General features: G+C 64.1%; 17 protein-coding genes and 1 riboswitch. Of the genes, 6 read left to right on the top strand and 11 right to left on the bottom strand.

The window, feature by feature from the left end; translation table 11 throughout:
- Nucleotides 1–50: 50 nt before the first annotated feature.
- On the top strand, nt 51–617 hold the full coding sequence (lppU, locus tag DFR67_RS00500; RefSeq protein WP_110467484.1) for an LppU family putative lipoprotein: 567 nt from the start codon (nt 51–53) through the stop codon (nt 615–617).
- Nucleotides 618–734: 117 nt separating this feature from the next.
- On the top strand, nt 735–1,907 hold the full coding sequence (locus DFR67_RS00495; RefSeq protein WP_245937632.1) for a substrate-binding domain-containing protein: 1,173 nt from the start codon (nt 735–737) through the stop codon (nt 1,905–1,907).
- 72 nt (nt 1,908–1,979) lie between these two features.
- Here the strand turns inward: DFR67_RS00495 and gcvP are convergent, their stop codons facing one another.
- The 8 genes from gcvP to secA2 all read right to left on the bottom strand — a co-directional run bounded on the left by gcvP (nt 1,980) and on the right by secA2 (nt 11,721).
- Nucleotides 1,980–4,796, bottom strand: a complete 2,817-nt coding sequence (gcvP, locus tag DFR67_RS00490; RefSeq protein WP_110467839.1) for an aminomethyl-transferring glycine dehydrogenase — start codon at nt 4,794–4,796, stop codon at nt 1,980–1,982.
- Between the two features lie 180 nt (nt 4,797–4,976).
- Nucleotides 4,977–5,071, bottom strand: a riboswitch (glycine riboswitch).
- 51 nt (nt 5,072–5,122) lie between these two features.
- A complete protein-coding gene (locus tag DFR67_RS00485) occupies nt 5,123–5,794 on the bottom strand; it encodes a MerR family transcriptional regulator (protein WP_211324906.1) in 672 nt (223 codons plus the stop codon).
- Between the two features lie 248 nt (nt 5,795–6,042).
- Nucleotides 6,043–6,561: a bifunctional nuclease family protein gene (locus DFR67_RS00480; RefSeq protein WP_110467483.1), complete on the bottom strand. Its 519-nt coding sequence runs from the start codon at nt 6,559–6,561 to the stop codon at nt 6,043–6,045.
- Between the two features lie 111 nt (nt 6,562–6,672).
- Nucleotides 6,673–7,362 carry a transcriptional regulator FtsR gene (gene ftsR / locus DFR67_RS00475; RefSeq protein ID WP_110467837.1) on the bottom strand — a complete coding sequence of 230 codons (690 nt, stop codon included), beginning with the start codon at nt 7,360–7,362 and terminating at the stop codon, nt 6,673–6,675.
- Nucleotides 7,363–7,397: 35 nt separating this feature from the next.
- On the bottom strand, nt 7,398–7,856 hold the full coding sequence (garA, locus tag DFR67_RS00470) for a glycogen accumulation regulator GarA (RefSeq protein ID WP_342766698.1): 459 nt from the start codon (nt 7,854–7,856) through the stop codon (nt 7,398–7,400).
- Nucleotides 7,857–8,074: 218 nt separating this feature from the next.
- Nucleotides 8,075–8,479 carry a glycine cleavage system protein GcvH gene (gcvH, locus tag DFR67_RS00465; RefSeq protein WP_110467481.1) on the bottom strand — a complete coding sequence of 135 codons (405 nt, stop codon included), beginning with the start codon at nt 8,477–8,479 and terminating at the stop codon, nt 8,075–8,077.
- Nucleotides 8,480–8,588: 109 nt separating this feature from the next.
- On the bottom strand, nt 8,589–9,221 hold the full coding sequence (locus tag DFR67_RS00460) for a CDP-alcohol phosphatidyltransferase family protein (RefSeq protein WP_110467480.1): 633 nt from the start codon (nt 9,219–9,221) through the stop codon (nt 8,589–8,591).
- Between the two features lie 52 nt (nt 9,222–9,273).
- Nucleotides 9,274–11,721: an accessory Sec system translocase SecA2 gene (gene secA2 / locus DFR67_RS00455; protein ID WP_110467836.1), complete on the bottom strand. Its 2,448-nt coding sequence runs from the start codon at nt 11,719–11,721 to the stop codon at nt 9,274–9,276.
- Between the two features lie 177 nt (nt 11,722–11,898).
- On the opposite strand from secA2, the gene DFR67_RS00450 reads away from it, so the two are divergent.
- The gene (locus DFR67_RS00450; RefSeq protein WP_146240337.1) at nt 11,899–13,467 is read left to right on the top strand and encodes a hypothetical protein; all 1,569 of its coding nucleotides are present in this window, start codon (nt 11,899–11,901) and stop codon (nt 13,465–13,467) included.
- Between the two features lie 39 nt (nt 13,468–13,506).
- On the opposite strand, the gene DFR67_RS00445 is transcribed toward DFR67_RS00450, so the two are convergent.
- Together DFR67_RS00445 and DFR67_RS00440 are read right to left on the bottom strand one after the other, a co-directional pair.
- Complete coding sequence (locus DFR67_RS00445; RefSeq protein WP_110467478.1) at nt 13,507–14,649, bottom strand: hypothetical protein; 1,143 nt, start codon at nt 14,647–14,649, stop codon at nt 13,507–13,509.
- Nucleotides 14,650–14,706: 57 nt separating this feature from the next.
- Nucleotides 14,707–15,765 carry an LLM class flavin-dependent oxidoreductase gene (locus DFR67_RS00440; protein ID WP_110467477.1) on the bottom strand — a complete coding sequence of 353 codons (1,059 nt, stop codon included), beginning with the start codon at nt 15,763–15,765 and terminating at the stop codon, nt 14,707–14,709.
- 155 nt (nt 15,766–15,920) lie between these two features.
- On the opposite strand from DFR67_RS00440, the gene ppk2 reads away from it, so the two are divergent.
- Complete coding sequence (ppk2, locus tag DFR67_RS00435; protein WP_110467476.1) at nt 15,921–16,757, top strand: polyphosphate kinase 2; 837 nt, start codon at nt 15,921–15,923, stop codon at nt 16,755–16,757.
- Between the two features lie 34 nt (nt 16,758–16,791).
- Complete coding sequence (locus DFR67_RS00430) at nt 16,792–17,235, top strand: VOC family protein (RefSeq protein ID WP_110467475.1); 444 nt, start codon at nt 16,792–16,794, stop codon at nt 17,233–17,235.
- Here DFR67_RS00430 and DFR67_RS00425 read toward each other — a convergent pair.
- Nucleotides 17,228–17,791: a DUF1990 domain-containing protein gene (locus DFR67_RS00425; RefSeq protein WP_110467835.1), complete on the bottom strand. Its 564-nt coding sequence runs from the start codon at nt 17,789–17,791 to the stop codon at nt 17,228–17,230. The genes DFR67_RS00430 and DFR67_RS00425 overlap by 8 nt on opposite strands.
- A gap of 123 nt (nt 17,792–17,914) precedes the next feature.
- Here DFR67_RS00425 and DFR67_RS00420 point away from each other — a divergent pair, with 123 nt between their 5' ends.
- Nucleotides 17,915–19,114: an RtcB family protein gene (locus tag DFR67_RS00420; protein ID WP_110467474.1), complete on the top strand. Its 1,200-nt coding sequence runs from the start codon at nt 17,915–17,917 to the stop codon at nt 19,112–19,114.
- Nucleotides 19,115–19,235 lie beyond the last annotated feature (121 nt).

Here is a 19,235-nt window from a genome sequence, read left to right as displayed (position 1 = left end):
GTCACAAGGCATTTCGGAGGTCGAGCACTGTGCGTTCAACAATCCGGCAAGTGACGGTGTTCATGTTCGGTGCGGTCCTGCTCATCGCGGTCGTTGCCGGCTGCGGGAGCGATCAGGAAGGTTCGGCCATTGCAGCTTCCAGTACCCCTACGACTGCGTCCGAATCCCCGACCACGCCGGCAACCGCCGAGGACAGCGGCGAGATCTCCGAAATCGACGCCGAGGTCGGAGACTGTGTCACCTTGGGCGGCACCATGCTCGACGCCGAGATCGACACCGCGACGTGCGGTACCACAGACTCCCACTATGTGATCGTCGCGAAGGTTGCCCAGGAGGCCGACTGCGCGACGGATATCGACCAGACCTATTACGAGGAACTGGGCGGCACCACCACCGGCGTCTTGTGCCTCGACGTCGACTGGGTCGAAGGCAAGTGCTTCGAGATGGGAACGGGATCGGACAGTACGGTCCAGGTGCCGTGCACCGATCCCGCCGGCGAGAAGGTACTCGCCGTCCTCACCGGCACAGTCGACGAGAACGAGTGCCCGGAGGGCACCGAGACCTACTACACCTATGACGAGCGGCAGAAGGTCGTCTGCACAGCGCCTGCCGCCTGACCTCGGCACCGCGACCGCATAGACTTCGCACCAGCGTGCGTCTTCCTGCCGGTCGCGATTCACCGCAGGCAGGGGTGATGCTGATCCGGGGTCGAGTCGTAAACGGGGAATCGAGGTGTGGTGGGCGTACATCGCAGGGCCGGCGGCAGCAGAGGTATCAGTCGCGGGCTGCTGGTCATCGTCGCACTGATCGTCATCCTGATCATCCTCGGCTTTCTGTGGTCGCTGCTCGGCGATCGGATCAGCAAGCAGGGCCAGGACGCGGCGGGGCGCTGTGTGGAGGGTGATCTCGCGGTGTCGATCATCAGCGACCCGGCTCTGGCCGCCCCGCTCACGACCGTGGCCGACGAGTACAACGCCACCGACCCTGTCGCCAGGGACCGCTGCATCACGATCGACGTGCGTCCGGCCGACGCCAAGGTCACGCTCGACGGCCTCACCGGAACCTGGGATGCCGCATCCCGCGGCCAGTATCCAGCTGCATGGATTCCGCAGTCGTCCGTGTGGAGTTCGCAGCTCACGGCGGCGAATCCGAGCATCGTCGACGGCGATTCGGCGTCATTGGTGTCCAGTCCGGTGGTGCTGGCCATCTCCACCGAAGCCGAAGACGCGATGGACGGCAACGTCGGCTGGATCGACCTGCCGACCTTGCAACGTTCTGACGCCGCGATGGATCGTTTGGGCCTGCAGGGATGGGGACCGCTGCAGATGGCAATGCCCATCGGGCCGCAAACGGACGCGACGTTGCTCGCCGCACAGGCCATCGCGGCTCAGATCTCACGCACGACCAGCGGCGCGCTGTCGCCGGAGGACGCTGCGTCGCCATTGGTGTCCTCGACGTTGACGAGGATGAAGTCCGAAGCTCCCCCGACCGACCTGGGTACCGCCGAAAGCGGCGTTCAGATGCTGATGAAGCAGACCGATCCCGCTGCGGGCACACTCCACGCGGTGCCGATCACAGAGCAACAGCTCTACCTGCAGACCAAGGATGACGCCGACCCGGGTGTGGTGGCATTCCTACCGACCGGTCCGACACCGATGGCAGATTTTCCGGTGGTCACGCTGCGAGGCGATCAGGTGGATGTCGCCGCACGCGATGCGGTGAACGACTTCATCAACTACGTGCATGCACCCGAACAGATGTCGACGATCACCGAATTGGGATTCCGTGGCGGCGGACGGCTTCCACCCGCGACGGCGGCGGTCACCTTTCCGGTGACGCCGTCCCCGATGCCGGCGCCCTCCGCGCCTGCCCAGAACTCGATCACCGAGGTGCTGACCCGCCGCTGATCCGATGATGGGTCGTTATGGCGTTGCCCACCTGGGCATTTGTTCGCCAGAACGACCCATCATCGGAGGCGGTCAGGCGAACGCCTCAACCGGCGGACAGCTGCACACCAGGTTGCGGTCACCGTAGACACCGTCGATCCGGCGCACCCCGGGCCATACCTTTGCTCGGCCACCCGCAGACGGCAATCCGTTCGGGTAGACGGCGACGAGCCGGTCATATGCGTGATCCCACTCGCCGACCAGGCACTCGGCCGTGTGCGGTGCCCCGCGCATGGGGTTGTCGTCCACCGTCCATTCACCAGCCGCGACCTTTGCGATCTCCGCGCGGATCGCGACCATCGCATCGCAGAAGGCGTCTATCTCGTCGAGATTCTCGCTCTCGGTGGGTTCGATCATCAACGTGCCCGCCACCGGGAAGCTCATCGTAGGAGCATGGAAACCGTAGTCTGCCAGACGCTTTGCGACATCGTCGATGGTGACGCCGGTGCTCTTGGTCAGCGGCCGGAGGTCGATGATGCACTCGTGGGCCACGCGATCGCCCGCGCCCGTGTAGAGCACCGGGTAGGAATCACGCAGGCGCGCGGCGATGTAGTTGGCTGATGCGATCGCGGTCAAGGTCGCCTCACGAAGTCCGGCCGCGCCCATCATCCGGATATAGGCGTAGGTGATCGGCAGGATGGACGCCGATCCGTAGGGCGCCGCCGAGATGGTCAGCTTGCCTGGTAGTTCATCGGCCAGCGGGTGTCCCGGCAGGAACGGCGCGAGATGTTCCCGTACGCCGATGGGTCCGACGCCCGGGCCTCCCCCACCGTGCGGGATGCAGAAGGTCTTGTGGAGGTTCAGGTGACTGACGTCTCCGCCGAACCGGCCCGGCCGGGCGACCCCGACCAGAGCGTTGAGGTTCGCACCGTCGACGTAGACCTGTCCGCCCGCATCGTGAACCGCAGCGCAGATGTCGCCGATCTCGTGTTCGAAGACGCCGTGCGTCGAGGGATAGGTGATCATGATCGCGGCGAGCTCGCCGGCGTGCGCGTCGATCTTCGCACGCAGGTCGTCGACGTCCACATCACCGTTGTCGCGGCACGCCACGACCACCACCCGCATCCCGGCCATGACGGCCGACGCGGCATTGGTGCCATGGGCGCTGGATGGGATCAGGCAGACCGTGCGATCCAGATCTCCCCGGCTGCGGTGGTACTCGCGGATTGCGAGCAGTCCCGCATATTCACCTTGCGACCCCGCGTTCGGCTGCACACTCACCCGGTCGTAGCCGGTGATCGCCACCAGCCAGTCCTCGAGAGTCGAGATGATCGTGCGCATCCCGCGCACGTCGGCGGCCGGGGCGAAGGGATGCAGCCGCGAGATGGTCGGCCAGGTGATGGCCTCCATCTCCGCGGCGGCGTTGAGTTTCATGGTGCACGACCCGAGAGGGATCATGCTGCGATCCAACGCGATGTCCTTGTCGGCGAGGGTGCGCAGGTACCGCATCATCGCGGTCTCTGTGCGGTACCGGTTGAACGCCGGGTGGGTCAGGAACTCGGAGCTCCGCGAGGCGATGCGCGAAGCGCCGGACGGGACCGCATCTACCGCGAACGCTTCGAGCACCGCGTCGACATGGGTATCAGTGGTCGCCTCATCGCAGGCGACTGCGACGTGGTCGTCATCGACCAGACGCAGGTTGACACCGCGATCTTTGGCGGCGGCAACGACCGCGGGTCCCCGGCCGGGCACCCGCGCCAGGACGGTGTCGAAGTACTCCGCGTGGACAAGCGAATCCCCCAGTGCCGCGCCGATACGCTGCGCGTGCCCGTGAACTCGCCGCGCGATGTCCCTGAGGCCGTCGGCACCGTGATAACTCGCGTACATGGCGGCGATGATGGCCAGCAGCACCTGCGCCGTGCAGATGTTGCTGGTCGCCTTCTCTCGGCGGATGTGCTGTTCCCGGGTCTGCAACGAGAGACGGTATGCGAGGTTGCCGTCGACGTCTTTGGAGACCCCGACGAGGCGGCCGGGCAACTGGCGGGCGTGTTTGGAGTGCACCGCCAGGTAGCCGGCATGAGGACCACCGAATCCCATGGGGACGCCGAACCGCTGTGTGGTGCCGAAGCAGACGTCCGCACCGAGTTCTCCGGGCGGGGTGATGAGGGTCATCGCCAACAGATCTGCACCGATCGCCACCAACGCGCCGCGCTCGTGGGCACTGTCGATGATCGCTGCGCAGTCCACGATCCGGCCTGATGCGGCCGGTGTCTGCGCGAGAACCCCGAAGAACTCGCCGTCGGGCAACCCCTGTGAGAGATCAGCGCTGACCACCTCGATCCCCAGCGGTTCGGCGCGGGTGGCGATCACGGCCGCGGTCTGGGGGAACACGTCGACGTCGACGACGAAACGTGGTGACTTGCTCTTGCCCGCACGTCGCAGGAGGGTCATCGCCTCGGCTGCTGCGGTGGCCTCGTCGAGCATGGAGGCTCCGGCGATCTCCATCCCGGTCAGATCCGACACCATTGTCTGGAAATTGAGCAGTGCTTCGAGCCGGCCTTGGCTGATCTCGGGCTGATAGGGCGTGTAGGCGGTGTACCAGGCCGGGTTCTCGAGAATGTTGCGCACGAGCACCGGCGGGGTCAGCGTGTCGTAATAGCCGAGCCCGATCATCGAGGTGGCCACGGTGTTCTGGGCGGCGAGTTCGGCGAGTTCGGCGAGGGCTTCGTGCTCGGACGCGGCAGGTGGCAACGCGTCGAGTCCGTTGTCGTCGGGACTGTCGAGGATTCCGGCAGGCACCACCTGGGTGGCCAGATCATCGAGTGATGCCGCGCCGACCAGTGCGAGAATGCGTTCGAGTTCGGCTCCGTCGGGACCGATGTGGCGAGTGGTGAAGGACGTGCCTGTCATGGGTAGGACCTCCGCAATGGCCGACCAGCGGTCGACCATGTGTAGTGCCGGCCTGCGGCCGGACGCCGGTCCTCCCCCTCTGTCCTATCCACCTCGTGGTGGACGCCTGAGAGATTCAGCCGCTCGGTCGCGGCCTTTCACCATGGGCGGACGGCAAAGCCGTCACTCTCCAGAGACGCCGACGACGACACGGTCCTTGATGCCTGAGAGTTTGACGGAGAGGTATTGCTCCTTCGGCGGCCACATCTGGTGTGGCTCTCTCCCGGGTCGCTGCGACGCACGGCCAGTCTAGACCGATCGCGGCGACCCCTGCCTGGGCAGGGCGCTCAGCCGGTGCGGCGGGCGCGGTTCTTGCGCCGCGATGCCAGTTCGTCTTCGGGAGCGGTTTCGGTGACCCCGCCGTCGGCCCGTTCGGCCGGGAAGTCGGCGATCGTGCCGCTGAGCTCGCGCATCGCACCGCTGACCGCGATGCCGAATACGCCCTGACCGCCCTGCAGCAGGTCGACGACCTCTTCGGCCGACGTGCACTCGTACACGGTGGTGCCGTCAGAGAACAGGGTGATGCGGGCCAAGTCCTCGACACCACGTTGCCGGAGATGGTCGACGGCGACCCGGATGTTCTGCAGTGAGATACCGGTGTCCAGAAGACGCTTGACGATCTTGAGGACCAGGATGTCTTTGAAGGAGTAAAGGCGCTGGCTACCCGATCCGGCCGCCCCACGAATGGACGGCACCACCAGCGAGGTGCGCGCCCAGTAGTCGAGTTGGCGGTAGGTGATGCCGGCGATCTGGCAGGCACTGGGCACGCGGTAGCCGACGAGTTCGTCGGGCACCGTGTCGTTCGGGAAGAGTCCCGGCGCGATGTCGACCAATGATCCCTGGGTGGGCACGTCCGGCCGTGACGGCTGGGCCGTCTCGTGCTCGACGTCGTCCGACCCGTGGGCCCCGTTGTGCGCCCCGTGGGCCCCGTGTTGTCCGTCGTGTGGCTGATCGCCCACTGGGATCTCCTCGCGTGCTGGTCGGTGACCGTCTGAGCAACGTCCTGGCGCCGACGTGCCAACTTTACTCGCTCTGACCGGTCAAAATCACATCACCGCAATTTTCGCGGTCTGAGAAGACGGTATGGCGCCCGGACCCGCCGATCAACGCGACTCGCCACAACCCTGAACCTAAACTCGAGCTTTAGGCGATTCGTGACCCGGTGGTTTCCATTCCGTGACCGTAACGGCGAACCAGACCGACCGGGTCAAGCGCCGCCGGTGGCCTTGAAGTCGTCCGGGGACACAGAGTCGAGGAACTCCTTGAACTTCTCGACCTCGTCCTCTTTGACCTCAGCTGCCGGCTCGTCGTCGTCGGACTCCTCCGCATCGTCGGCAGGCATCAGCAGGCCCGCCTCGGCGAGTACCGATTCTTCGGCGTAGATGGGCACCTCTGCCCGGATCGCAATCGCGATCGAATCCGACGGCCGCGCTGAGATCCGCAGATCCCCCGCGAACACGAGGTCGGCGTAGAAGGTGCCTTCTTGCATGTCGACGATCCGGACCTCGACGAGCTCATGACCGAGTGCGCTGATCAAATTGACGATCAGATCGTGGGTCAAGGGTCTGGGCGGCTCAACACCCTTTTGGCGCAGAGCAATCGAGGCGGCCTCACTCTGCCCGATCCAGATGGGCAGGTATCGCTCGCCGGACGTCTCCTGCAGCAGGAGGACCGGCTGGCTCTGCGGCGGTTCCACACGAATACCTACAACGCGCATTTCACTCATGTGATCGGCCCTCCCAACGGTTCTGCGGGCGAATGCTCACCGCTTCCAATCCTATGGCAAGGCGGCCCGGCCCACGAGCGAGAATGTTCACCCGGCTCCATCGGTTGCTGTTCAGTCGAGAACTTCGCGGACGGCCTGCTTGACCAACTGGGTGTGCAGGGTGACCGACAGCGCCGCTATCTCACGCACCATCTCCTCTGCCCGGTCGCGCGCGCCGGTCCCTTTTCCCTTGGCGATGGGACTGGCGATCTGCGCGACCAACCCGGCCTCGCGGTCTGCGGACACCTTGAACGCGCGCAGATGACGCGCCTGCACCCCGAAATTCGCCAGAGCCGCGGCGGCCGTCACCAGCCGCACCGCGTCCTCGTCGAAGAAGCCGCGCGCGCCGGCCACGAGAAGCCCGTTGTCACACAGTTCTGTGACAAACGCGGCATCCACACCGGTTCGTTCGATGAGGGTGTCTCGACTGAGCCTGCCCCCACCGTTGTGCGAGAAGTCGGTTGCCGGGGCAACCCAGTTCTTCGCCGACGACAGCAAGCGGGTGCCTGGCTGTGCCTCCGAGGCGGCGCCGCGATCGATCTCCTCCAGTTGCTCCTTGATCACTTTGAGCGGTAAATATCGATCACGCTGCGCCGTCAAGACGAAACGAAGACGCTCACAATCGGCACGGCTGAACCGGCGATACCCGGACGGTGATCGTTCCGGGGTGATCAGACCCTCGGACTCCAAGAATCTGATCTTGGAGATGGTCACGTCCGGGAATTCGCCGCGCAACTGATCCAGAACCGAGCCAATAGACATCGATCCTTCAGATTGCTGCCCCGCCGACGGTGAGGTCACGCGTTCGAGGAGCCTTCGTCACCACTGGGTCCGGTCAGGAAGACAAGCCGGAACTTGCCGATCTGGACCTCGTCGCCGTTCGCGAGCACTGCCGAGTCGACAGGTTCACGATTGACATAGGTGCCGTTGAGGCTGCCGACATCGACGACCTGGAAATCGTTGTCGCCCAAGCGGAACTCGGCGTGGCGCCGGCTCACCGTGACGTCGTCGAGGAAGATGTCGCTGTCCGGGTGCCGACCGGCCGAGGTGGTGGCCTGGTCGAGCAGGAATCGCGATCCGGCATTGGGGCCACGCTTGACCACCAGCAGTGCCGTACCGGCCGACAGGCGTTCGACGCCACTGTTCGCGGCCTCGGCGGTCGAACCACCGGTCGACTCCATCTCCTTGATGAAATCGGCCCGGAAGACCGAGGTGGTCTCTACCGGAGCCTCGAAGTCCTTCTCGTTGTCGCTCACCAATTCTCCTTCTTCGTAATTGTCCCCGCGGCCACCGATTGGGACCTTGTCGTTCCACGGTGATTGCAGCGGCTTCGGCGGTCTGACGATCGATCCGCCGGATTCGGCCTCATCGAGTGGATTGGGGCATTACCCGTGACCTAGACCGTACCCTGCAACCGTCCACAGATACATAAACCGGCTGCATACAGTGTGTGCAACCGGCAACGCGGCTTATCTTATCCGGCAGTGACTTCGCCGTACCCGGCGGCGTCGAGCATCTCGCCGAGCACCTCGTCGAGGTCGGTGCTGGAATCCACAGTGATCTCGACCAGCCAGCCGAGTCCGTAGGGCTCCGAGTTCACCAGGTCAGGACTTGCCTCGAGGTCGTCGTTGATCGCTGAGACCACACCTGCGAGGGGGCCGAAGATGTCGGAAACACTCTTGGTCGATTCGACCTCCGCAAACGACTCACCGATCACCACCGGATCGTCGATGGCCGGAAGTTGCACGAAGACCACGTCGCCCAGCTGATCCTGCGCATAGTCGGTGATACCGACCCGCACGGTGCGCTCGGACACCTGCTGCACCCACTCGTGTTCTGTGGTGTACCGCAGATCCTCGGGAGTCTGCTTTTCGGTCACGTTTGTCGCCTTCCGTCTTGCGCTACGGCCGTCGTGGCCCCGGCACTGGGTTGAAGAGAAACTGCAGCGGGAGTTGAAGGGAAAATTTAGCGCATCCGGTCCACTGCCCTCATCGGGCCGAACTGTTCGCCGAACGGTCCGATTTCCTGATGGGCGGAAGGGTACGCACCACGAGTATGGCCTGTATCCAATACAACACGAACGACCACAAGTACATCGCCGTGCCCCAGATCATGAAGGCCCAACCGCACGGATAGAAGATGTCGCCGATGACCGAATCGAGTTGCCCGGCAAGGATCATCGGGAATCCGTACATCAGGGCAAAGGTCGCCGCCTTGCCGACGTAGATCGTCGGCAAAGCTGTGATCCCCCGGGAGCGCAGCAGTGGTGCAGTGGCCAGCAAGAGCACATCGCGGCCCACGAGAAGGCCCACCAGCCACCACGGGACGATCCCCCGTACAGCCAGTCCGACAGGCACCACCAGCATGTAGAGCCTGTCGGCCGCCGGGTCGAGCAATGCCCCGAGTTTCGACGACTGGTCGAGTAGGCGTGCGATCTTGCCGTCGGCCCAATCCGAGAGCCCGGAGAAGAACAGGATCGCGAACGCCCAGCCGTCGGCCTCTTCGACCAACAGCACCCATAAGAACACCGGGACAAGCGCAAGCCTGAGCGCGCTGAGCAGATTGGGGACGGTCAATACCCGATCCGACTCCACAATCGGGTTCGAGTCGGTCTCCTCCATGCCGAACAGCCTGTCACATCACCCGCGCCGAAAGGGATACGGCGCGGACCGACTACCGGAAGATGCCGATGATGCCCTGTAGCGCTTTCGCACCGCCGGAAGAGAACGGACTGTCGTGGACCATGTAGGTCCACGTGGTCGTCGACCGGCGCAGATCGGCCTGCTCGAGGTCGACACCGTCCGCCGTGATGGTTGCCTCCCTGAATGTCTTACGCGCATTCTCGACCGCGTCGCCGGGCAACTTCCCGAACTCTTCGAGGATCAATTTGTGGAACTCGTCGAGCGGCGACTCGCGACCCAGCGAACGCAGGTGGATGCTCGCACGCACGTCGGAGACGAACGCCAGGTGGTCGGCCCAGGCACGGTCGAGGTGGAACAGCATGATCTCGCGTGCCGCCTGCTCGAGAACGTCGACAGGAAGGGGCTCGGCCTTCGCACTCGCGGAGTTCGTGTCCGCCTCTGAGGCCTCGTCCGCCGTATCCGCGTCCGCGTCTTTGTCGGTCTTGTCGGTCTCGTCGGTCTTGTCGGTCTTCGATTCGGTATCGACCGCACCTTCGCCGATCAGCTCGAGGTAGCGCTTGTTCTCCGACTCCCTGAGCTCGGTGAGAGCGGCATCGGTGGTCAGCAATTCGGTCCGGCGCCTGACGACGATCTCGCGCTGTTGATTGACCAATTGGTTGTAGCGCCAGGTATTGGCATGGAGTTCGAGCATGACGCCCTCGGCGACCCGTTGCGCCTGCTCGATCAGGTCGACGCCCTTGGACCCCAGCGAACCGTCCTCGGATGAACTGACCGGGTCGCGTTTGAGGGTCAGGTTCCGGGTGACGACCGGGTCTTCCGCGCTGGAGAAGAAGACCGACCGTCCGGGATCGCCCTGCCGCCCCGCTCGGCCGCGTAGTTGGTTGTCGAGCCGTTCGGTGTCATGCCGACCAGTGCCGACGACACAGAGGCCACCGAGTTCCACGACCTCGTCACGTTCGGAGGTCGACTCGCCATCCTTCTGCCCCTTCGAACCACCGAGTTTGATGTCGGTACCGCGACCGGCCATCTGCGTGGACACCGTGACCGCACCTTTGGCCCCGGCCTCGGCGATGATCTTGGCTTCCTCGGCGTCGTTCTTGGCGTTGAGGACAACCGAGGTCACCCCGGCGCGTCCGAGCAGATGCGCGAGCTCCTCGGACTCGGCGACATCGTGGGTACCGATCAGCACCGGCTGGCCGGTCTCGTGCACCTCTTTGACGAACTCGACGACGGCGTCGGCCTTGTTGGACTTGTTGTCGAAGACCCGGTCGACCTCGTCGATGCGGACGTTCTTCGTGTTGGGCGGGATCTGCGATACCGCGAGCTGGTAGAACTGCCGCAACTGCTCACCGGCGGCCAGAGCGGTGCCGGTCATGCCGCAGACCTTCGGGTAGCGGCCGATGAGCGCCTGCACGGTGATCGTGTCGATGACCTCGCCGGAATCCGTTTGCGCCAGGCCTTCTTTCAGCTCCACCGCGGCTTGCAAACCATCAGGCCACCGCTGCAACTGGGCCACCCGGCCACGCGAGGCGTTGATCAGGTGGACACCGCCGTCGCGGACGATGTAGTGGACATCGCGCTCGACGAGGATATGCGCGTGCATGGCCACGTTCACATGCACCAGCGTCGTGCCGACGTGCTCTTCGTCGTACAGGTTGATGCCACCGAGTTCGGCCTCGATGTAGGCGGCTCCCTCGTCGGTGAGGTAGACGTTCCGTCCCTCGGCGTCGATCTCGTAGTGGATCTTCTTCAGCCGGGAAACAGCGTCGTGGATCGGCTTGTCCGGGATCTCTCCGACGGTGGCGCCGGCCAGGATGAGCGGTACCAGTGCCTCGTCGACGAGTACCGAGTCGGCTTCATCGATGATGGCCACGTCGGGCTTGGGTGAGACCAGGTCGTCGGCTCGCGTGACGAGTTGGTCGCGCAACACGTCGAAGCCGATCTCGTTGACCGAACCGTAGGTGATGTCGGCGTCATACGCCGCTTTGCGTTCCGCGCGGGTCGAGTTTTCCGAGACCGCCGCGGACACGATGCCGAAATGGTCGAACAGGGGCTTCATCCACTCGGCGTCGCGGGTGGCGAGATAGTCGTTCACAGAGATGACATGCACACGGTGACCCTGCAAGACGAAGCCGACGGCGGCGATGGCCCCGGCCAATGTCTTGCCCTCTCCGGTGGCCATCTCGATGATGTCGCCTTCGAGGAGGCGAAGTGCTCCCTGCAGCTGGACGTCGAAGGGACGCATGTCGAGCGTCCGATCGCCGGCCTCGCGAACGAGGGCCAAGAATCGGGCGCGGTCATCTCCTTCGGGGTCGGTGATGTCGAGTTTCTCGGCAGCGGCGGCGAACTCTTTGTCCTCCAGCTCCTTCGCCCAGTCGTCGAACGTGACGGCCTTCTTCAGGAGTGCCAAGGATTTCGACTGGTTTCGCGAGGACTGCGCTCCCAGTAGCCGCCACATGTTGTTCGTGAGCTTTCCCACCGAGCCGTACTCCCTCATCCATACTGCAAAAACGCGGTTACATCGAAAACTGCCGTGCTCCACCGTACGCGGCACACGTCCGCGCGTTACCGTACGCGGCGACCGGCAGACCACCGCAAGCTCCGTCCACTTCCGCGCAGGTCACGTGAGCCAATAGGATGCCATCCGGAGGTGGCCATGGGTTCGAAACGCGGGTCTGGTCCGTCGCGCTCACCGGGGTTTCGCTTTGCGATCCGATCGGTGTTCGCCGGCGTCCTGTTGGGGTGCGCGGTAGGTCTCGGCGCTTACAACCACTGGGGCGTCGCTCTGGGGCTGGGCGTGCCACTGGGGATTGCTGCGGTGTTCGCCGCTCCCCGGCCGCGCCGTATCGACGGCTTGCTTCAAGGTGGCCACTCGCCGCAGCAGATCCCGGTGTCCATCGAAGCCGTGACCCGCTCGAGTCTCGATGCGTCGAATGTGCAGCCGACCCTGGTGACAGCCACCATTGCGCCACCGAACGACACCGAATTCCGGACGCGGTGGCTCTCTGCGATGCCCAAAGGCATGGTCGCGAATCTGCTGACCAACGCCGACACACGGCTGCCGTCGTCGTTCATCCCACCGCGTCCCCCGGAGTCGTTGCCCTATCAGGGCGGCGGAAAGCCGGAGCCCGAGCCGGAGTTCGGCGACAACCCCCCGAAGTCCACGCTCGTCTACCCCCTCATCACCATCGCGGTGGCCGCCGCGCTGTTCCTCGGCGTCGGAGGTGGCTGGCACTTCTCGGTGTCATTTCCGTCGACGGAGACCGGCTCCTACTCGAGTGACGATGGTCCGAGTGAGGACTATCAGACGCGGATGTACCAACTCATGAATCAGATCTCGAACCTGGGCCCGTCAGCCACCCAAAACGTGCTCAGCCTTGAACTCGAGGAAAACGGGAACGACCGCGCGTACGTCCTCGATCCCTCCACGGGAGAAAGCCTCTACATCTGGTACTCGGAATCGTCCGGCGAATGGTACGAACCCGACCGCACCTCGACCACGGACCGAGCAGCAAAGGCCTTTTCCCTCGCTGCTGTCGCTCCGATGCAGATCAATTCGATCATCGATCAGATGTCGGCCGCCCTGCCATCCGAGTCACGTCAATTCGAGTCCATGAAGATCGCGCGGGCCGCGAACGACCAGCCGGTCCTGGCGACAGCCGAGTTCGGCGACACCTACGAACACGAAGAGACGGTCCAAGCAGACACCAGCGGCAAGATCGCGGCGTGGTTCGACCCCGGCGACTTCAGACTGGCGATGGATCAGGCAGCGGTGGCAATCGCTCAGACCGGACTGTCCCGAACCCAGCCCCTGTTCACGCGTTTCGAGATTCGCGGCACGCAGTCCGGCACGCCCACCATGCGGGCCGGTGCTCTGCAGAACTCCGGCGGGATCTTGATGGACTTCACCGAACCGAACAGGACGGGCAGTGTCGAGATCGTGCCGGGCTTTTTCACGAAATTCACGACCACGGGGACCAACTCCCGGGACTATTCCGACGGCGCGGTCGCGTTCGACGACGTCTCGGCGCAGACTTTCGACGCCGTTCGCGACGATGCGATGCGCCGGCACTCGGTAGATGCCTTCGACCGCAACCGCGTCGACATCCAGACCTCGAGCACGTATGTCGTCGACGAGTACCAGACGGTGATCATGGTGGAGGTCGGACCGGACAGTCCGATCGACTATTACGACTTGAGCGGTCGGTTCATCAAGACAGACTGACGGTTCATCAAGACAGACTGACCACGGCCGGGAACTCGACTACTCCGCTTCGAGCGCCCGACGACGGCCGGCTTCGATCTCGTCGATCGCTTGCTGCTGCGGGTGCAGACTCCCCCGATCCGCGAGATCGGTGACGATGTGGTGGATGCGGTCGAGGTAGTCGGCCTGTTGCGCTCCTTGTGCGTGCCGCGCGTTCTCCAGCAATGACAGCGCGGTGGTCAACTCCCGCTGGTCGGTGACATCGAGGAGCCCGGAGCCGACTGCACGCCCGTACTTCTCACAATCGACCCACGCCTTGCGTGCAGCCATGACCGCCTGCTGGTACTCGTCCGCGCGATCGACATCGACAGGGAACCGCTCGGTGCGCAGGTCTTGTGCACGGCTGAGCGCGGTATGAAAGCGCGCCACGGTGTCGACCGAGACATCTGTGACGGCCGGAAATCGCAGCAGCAGTTCGGGTTCGAGTTCGTATTGCGCATAGTCGATCAGCACTGCCTCGTGCTGCCGTACGGCGGCCTGCCACAGCCGCTCCGCGGCTTCGGCACTTCCGGCGTTGGCGATCCGCGGCGCCTGGCGATCGGGCTGGGGTTGTGTGGGTTCATAGTCGGGTTCTGCCTGCGCCGGCTTCACCAGGTCCCCCACGACCCTGCCGACAGACACCTTCCGCTTCTTCGGCTGCTGCGCGCGCAGTCGCGAAACGACTTCGGCGGCGGCAGGATCGGACTCGATGGTCGCGACCTGCCACTCACGGTCCGGATCATCGGAGAAGCGCAGTTGCAGGTACCGACAGCCCTGCACCCGGAATTGATCGGAGCGAGAAGATCGGGCCATCGAGGTGTCGCTCGACAGCTCGGTGCTCTGTTTCACGGATAGCAGATCTGCGAGGGGAAACGAGTGGATCGCCAACTCGTTTCCGAAGTGCACCATCTCGTCATCGACGGTGATGGTCACCGCGGGAAGGTCGATCACCCGGCCGTAGGCGGCGATCAACAGACTCGCGCCCAGCGTGGCAATCGTCACCAAACCGGTCACCAGCGGATCGGTGTCGACAATCGTCAAGACGACCAGCTCGAGCAAAGCGGCCATGGCGAGTGCACTGGCCACCATGGCCAGGCGCTCGTGCAGGGGCCTGCGGTACTCCGTTCGTGACGTCACCGATACCGGACCGGAGTTGTTCGCCACGTGTTCTCCTCTTGCCCCGTGCCGCGCCCGACGGGCGGCAACAATCTGACGCGGACTTTACCGTCTGGAGGCGAAGGCTTCCCGGACGATCGGAGCGACCTTGGCGCCGTAGAGCTCGATGCTGCGCATCTTGGTCTCATGTCCCAGGGTGCCATTGCCGTATTTCAGGTCGAACCTGTTGACGCCGACCGCTGTGACGTTCCGGATTATCTTGTCGGCGACAGTTTCCGGAGACCCCACGTAGAGCGACCCGTTCGGTCCTGCGGCCTGCTCGAACTGTCCCCTCGTCGTCGCAGGCCATCCGCGCTCACGGCCGATCGCGGTCATCTGGTCGCGATAGTGCGGCCAGAGTTCATCGCGCGCCTGCTCGTCGGAGTCCGCAACGTGTCCGGGCGAGTGCATGCCCACGGGAAGAGTCGGCTGTCCGAACTCGGATAGGGCACGATGGTAGAGATCCACGAACGGTTGGAATCGCGCCGGTTCACCGCCGATGATCGCCAACATCAACGGAATCCCGTAGCGGGCGGCCCGCACCACCGACTCCGGCGAACCGCCCACACCGATCCAGGTCTTGACCGACCCTGCTGCCGTCTTGGGATACACCTGTTCACCCTGCAAGGGCGGCCTGATCGTCCCCGTCCACTCGATGGGACCTTCCGTTCTCAGTGCGCTGAACAGATCCAACTTCTCGCTGAACAGCTCTTCGTACTGTCCGAGGTCGTATCCGAAGAGCGGGAATGACTCGGTGAACGAGCCGCGGCCCAAGATGACCTCGGCGCGGCCATGCGAGATCGCATCCAGGGTCGCGAACCTCTGGTAGACCCTGATCGGGTCGTCCGAACTCAGCACGGTCACCGCGGTGCCCAACGCTATGGTTTCCGTCCTGGCTGCGATGGCGGCCAGTACGACTTCCGGCGCCGACACCGCGAAGTCGGCCCGGTGATGCTCTCCGACGCCGAAGAAGTCGAGTCCCACCTCGTCGGCGAGCACTCCTTCGTCGATGACATCCCTGATCACCTGGTCGTAAGACTCCAGCGTGCCGTCGGGCGCAGCCGTGCGGTCACCGAACGTGTCGAGACCGAGTTCGATGTCGAACTGTCCGTCGGGCTTGCCCATTGCGGCCTCTTTCCTTCGTTCCGGTCGTGACTTCCGCAAAACTATGCGCGGTCCGATATTGTTCCCGCGTCATCATCGCTCCGAGCTCGACCTCTGGCGATGTGCGACGTGCGGGAATCCCTGCCTCCGCCAGGTCGAGCCAGTAGGCTCCCTCCATGAGCAAGAGCCACGGCAAGAAGAAGCCTGCGAAACTCCCGAAGGATGTGTACGAGGCGGAGATTTTCCGTCTCCAGACCGAACTCGTGAAACTGCAGGAATGGGTGAAGGACTCCAAGGCGAGGGTCGTCGTGATCTTCGAGGGCCGGGACGCGGCAGGCAAGGGCGGCGTGATCAAGCGGATCACCGAGTATCTGTCACCCCGGGTGGTTCGTACTGTCGCCCTACCGGCGCCGACCGATCGAGAACGCGGTCAGTGGTACTACCAGCGATATATCGCGCACCTGCCGGCTCCCGGCGAGATGGTGCTGTTCGACCGCTCGTGGTACAACCGAGCCGGGGTCGAAAAGGTGATGGGTTTCTGTACCCCCCAGGAACATTCACTGTTCCTGCGGCAGACACCGGTGTTCGAGCAGATGTTGCTCGATGATGGCATCATCTTGCGTAAGTATTGGTTCTCGGTATCAGACGGGGAACAGCTGCGTCGCTTTCGTTCGCGACTGAATGATCCTGTGCGGCAATGGAAACTCAGCCCGATGGACCTCGAGTCCGTCTACCGGTGGGAAGACTATTCCCGCGCGAAGGACGAGATGATGGTGCACACCGATACGCCGAACAGCCCCTGGTACGTCGTCGAATCGGACGTCAAGAAACATGCACGGCTGAACATGATGTCGCACCTGCTGTCGACGATCGACTACACCGAGGTCACGAAGCCCCCCGTGGAATTGCCGGAACGTCCGATCGACACCGGGACGTATAAGCGGCCCTCCAGGAGCCTGTCCACGTACGTACCGAACCACGTGGCGGACCTGCTCGGAGACCCGGAGAACTGACCCCGGCCGCGAGGCCGGCTCCTACAGTGAGGGTATGCAGCAAGAAATCAACTTCCTCACGTTCTCGACCTTGGATCTGGAAGCTGTTCGGAGGTTCTACCGGGACGGGCTGGATTGGACGCCGTTGCTCGACGTCCCTGGCGAGATCATCTTCTTCCAGATCGCACCGCGGATGACCCTGGGCTTCTTCGACAGTGCGAAGTTCGCCGAGGACCTCGGCGATGACGTGCCGGCCGAGCTGCACAGCGCCTCCGCCCGTGGTATCACGTTGGCTCACAACGTCAGCGATCGCGGCGACGTCGGGGTCGTGATGGAGGCCATGGTCGCTGCCGGCGGCCGTGTACTCAAACCGGCAACGGACAGCGCGTTCGGCGGGACATTCCACGGACATGTCATGGACCCGAACGGCATCATCTGGGAAATCGCGCACAACCCGGGCTGGCAGGTCGACGCAGCCGGCGTGGTGAGTTTCAGCTGATGACGCCTCGACGCTCGCCGACCGCCCGCAGGTACCTGGCGGTGATCAGTCGCTGGCCCACCCGGCCGATCGGTCCGGCAGCCTTCGCAGGCATCGACTGCGGCTTCGAGAACGCAGCGATCACCAACACCACCGAGTCATCGGCTCGGTGCTCCACGCAGAACAATTCCTCGCCGGACTCCGGATGCCCCGGCAGCGTGCCGTAGGCGAAACCCTGTCGGCGTTCTTCGTCGATCACATACACGACTCGAACAGGCGCCCTGAGCCGAAGGCGGCCGACACCGATCCCGAGCAGCGCGCTCGCACCTTCGACGACCACGTTCGCTGAAGCGTTCACGGTGAAACCGCTGCGCAACTGGATCTGCCACTGCAGCACGTCGGCACCACTCGCGCGAAACACCGATCGGCCGTATCCGATCACCCGCTCCCGACGAAGGTAGTGGTATCCGTCAGGCCGCTCGGTAGCGGTGGCTCCCACCTCCGGGTACGAATACGCCACGCCGCGGAGGCCGTCGACTTCGGCCGTGGTCAGTGGTTCCACAGTGCGTACTCCCATGGTCCCATCGTACGACCGGGCACCCGCGCGACCGAACAAATCGGTGGACACAGGGGCGTCGACCCACATAATTTCAGATAGTCATCCATTGATGGCACAAGCCTTCGATCAAGGAAAGTTGTCATGAATTCCCGCTTCCCCGTTGCCCTTTCCGGCGCCTCCGCCTCGACCCTGCTGTGGGCCGACGAAGAGACCATCGAGCACGAGGCCGCAGATCAACTCCGCCGGGTGTCGCAGTTGCCATGGGTGCACGGGGTGCGGGTGATGCCCGACGTCCACGTGGGCAAGGGGGCCACCGTCGGATCGGTGATCGCCATGCGGGACGCCATCTGCCCCGCCGCCGTAGGAGTCGACATCGGATGTGGAATGGCAGCTGTGCGAACCGATCTCGTGGCGTCCGACCTGCCGGATGATCTCTCCGCGATGCGGTCTGCGATCGAGGCGAAGGTCCCGGTGGGCTTTCACTCGCACAAGCGTCCGGTCAACCTCCGCGAGCTGGAAGTCGGCGGCGGTTGGGGCGACTTCTGGTCTCGCTTCAGTGAACTCGATCGTGGGGTGCAGCAGCTCGACACGCGTGCGCAGAAGCAGATCGGCACCCTCGGTGGAGGCAACCACTTCATCGAGATCTGCGTCGCCGACGGTGACGACGCGGTCTGGGTGATGCTGCATTCCGGTTCCCGCAACATCGGCAAGGAGCTCGCGGATCGCCACATGAAGGTCGCGGCAGGACTCCCCCACAATGCCGATCTCCCTGATCGCGATCTCGCGGTGTTCGTTACCGGCACCCCCGAGATGGACGCCTACCGCCGCGATCTGACCTGGGCCCAGGAGTACGCGGCGCGCAACCGTCGGGTGATGCTGGAAATGGTGTGCGCAGCCGTGCGCGAGTCGTTCCCATCTCGCGCGGTGGTATTCGACGAGCCGATCTCGTGCCACCACAACTACGTCGCCACCGAACACATCGACGGGTTGGAGCTGCTCGTGACCCGTAAGGGCGCGATACGCGCCGGCTCGGGCGACATGGGGTTGATCCCGGGTTCGATGGGCACCGGATCGTACGTGGTGCGTGGGCTCGGTTCGGCACAGTCGTTCTACTCCGCCTCGCACGGCGCGGGGCGTCGGATGAGCCGGAACAAGGCACGGAAGATGTTCACCGCCGAAGATCTCGCCGAACAGACCGTCGGCGTCGAATCTCGGAAGGACGCAGGTGTAGTCGATGAGATCCCAGCGGCCTACAAGGACATCGACTCCGTGATCGCGGCGCAGACCGACCTCGTCGAGGTGGTCGCACATCTGCGTCAGGTGGTCTGTGTAAAGGGCTGAACTGATCGGTCAAGGGCTGAACTGATCGGTCAAGGGCTGAACTGATCGGTCAAGGGCTGAACGCCCGCGTAGCAAGTGTGGGGCATCCGGGACCGGATGCCCCACAGTGGTCATTCCTTCG

It is taken from the genome of Williamsia limnetica, from assembly GCF_003217475.1.
GTDB classification, from domain to species: domain Bacteria; phylum Actinomycetota; class Actinomycetes; order Mycobacteriales; family Mycobacteriaceae; genus Williamsia; species Williamsia limnetica.
Note: the sequence above shows the minus strand (reverse complement) of the source record. Positions and strands in the feature narration are given on the sequence as shown.

Coding starts and splice junctions, on each gene's coding strand:
- gcvP (WP_110467839.1), bottom strand. CDS start 4,796: ATGACAGGCACGTCCTTCACCACTCGCCACATCGGTCCCGACGGAGCC.
- DFR67_RS00480 (WP_110467483.1), bottom strand. CDS start 6,561: ATGAGTGAAATGCGCGTTGTAGGTATTCGTGTGGAACCGCCGCAGAGC.
- ftsR (WP_110467837.1), bottom strand. CDS start 7,362: ATGTCTATTGGCTCGGTTCTGGATCAGTTGCGCGGCGAATTCCCGGAC.
- DFR67_RS00460 (WP_110467480.1), bottom strand. CDS start 9,221: ATGGAGGAGACCGACTCGAACCCGATTGTGGAGTCGGATCGGGTATTG.
- DFR67_RS00450 (WP_146240337.1), top strand. CDS start 11,899: ATGGGTTCGAAACGCGGGTCTGGTCCGTCGCGCTCACCGGGGTTTCGC.
- DFR67_RS00440 (WP_110467477.1), bottom strand. CDS start 15,765: ATGGGCAAGCCCGACGGACAGTTCGACATCGAACTCGGTCTCGACACG.
- ppk2 (WP_110467476.1), top strand. CDS start 15,921: ATGAGCAAGAGCCACGGCAAGAAGAAGCCTGCGAAACTCCCGAAGGAT.
- DFR67_RS00430 (WP_110467475.1), top strand. CDS start 16,792: ATGCAGCAAGAAATCAACTTCCTCACGTTCTCGACCTTGGATCTGGAA.
- DFR67_RS00425 (WP_110467835.1), bottom strand. CDS start 17,791: ATGGGAGTACGCACTGTGGAACCACTGACCACGGCCGAAGTCGACGGC.
- DFR67_RS00420 (WP_110467474.1), top strand. CDS start 17,915: ATGAATTCCCGCTTCCCCGTTGCCCTTTCCGGCGCCTCCGCCTCGACC.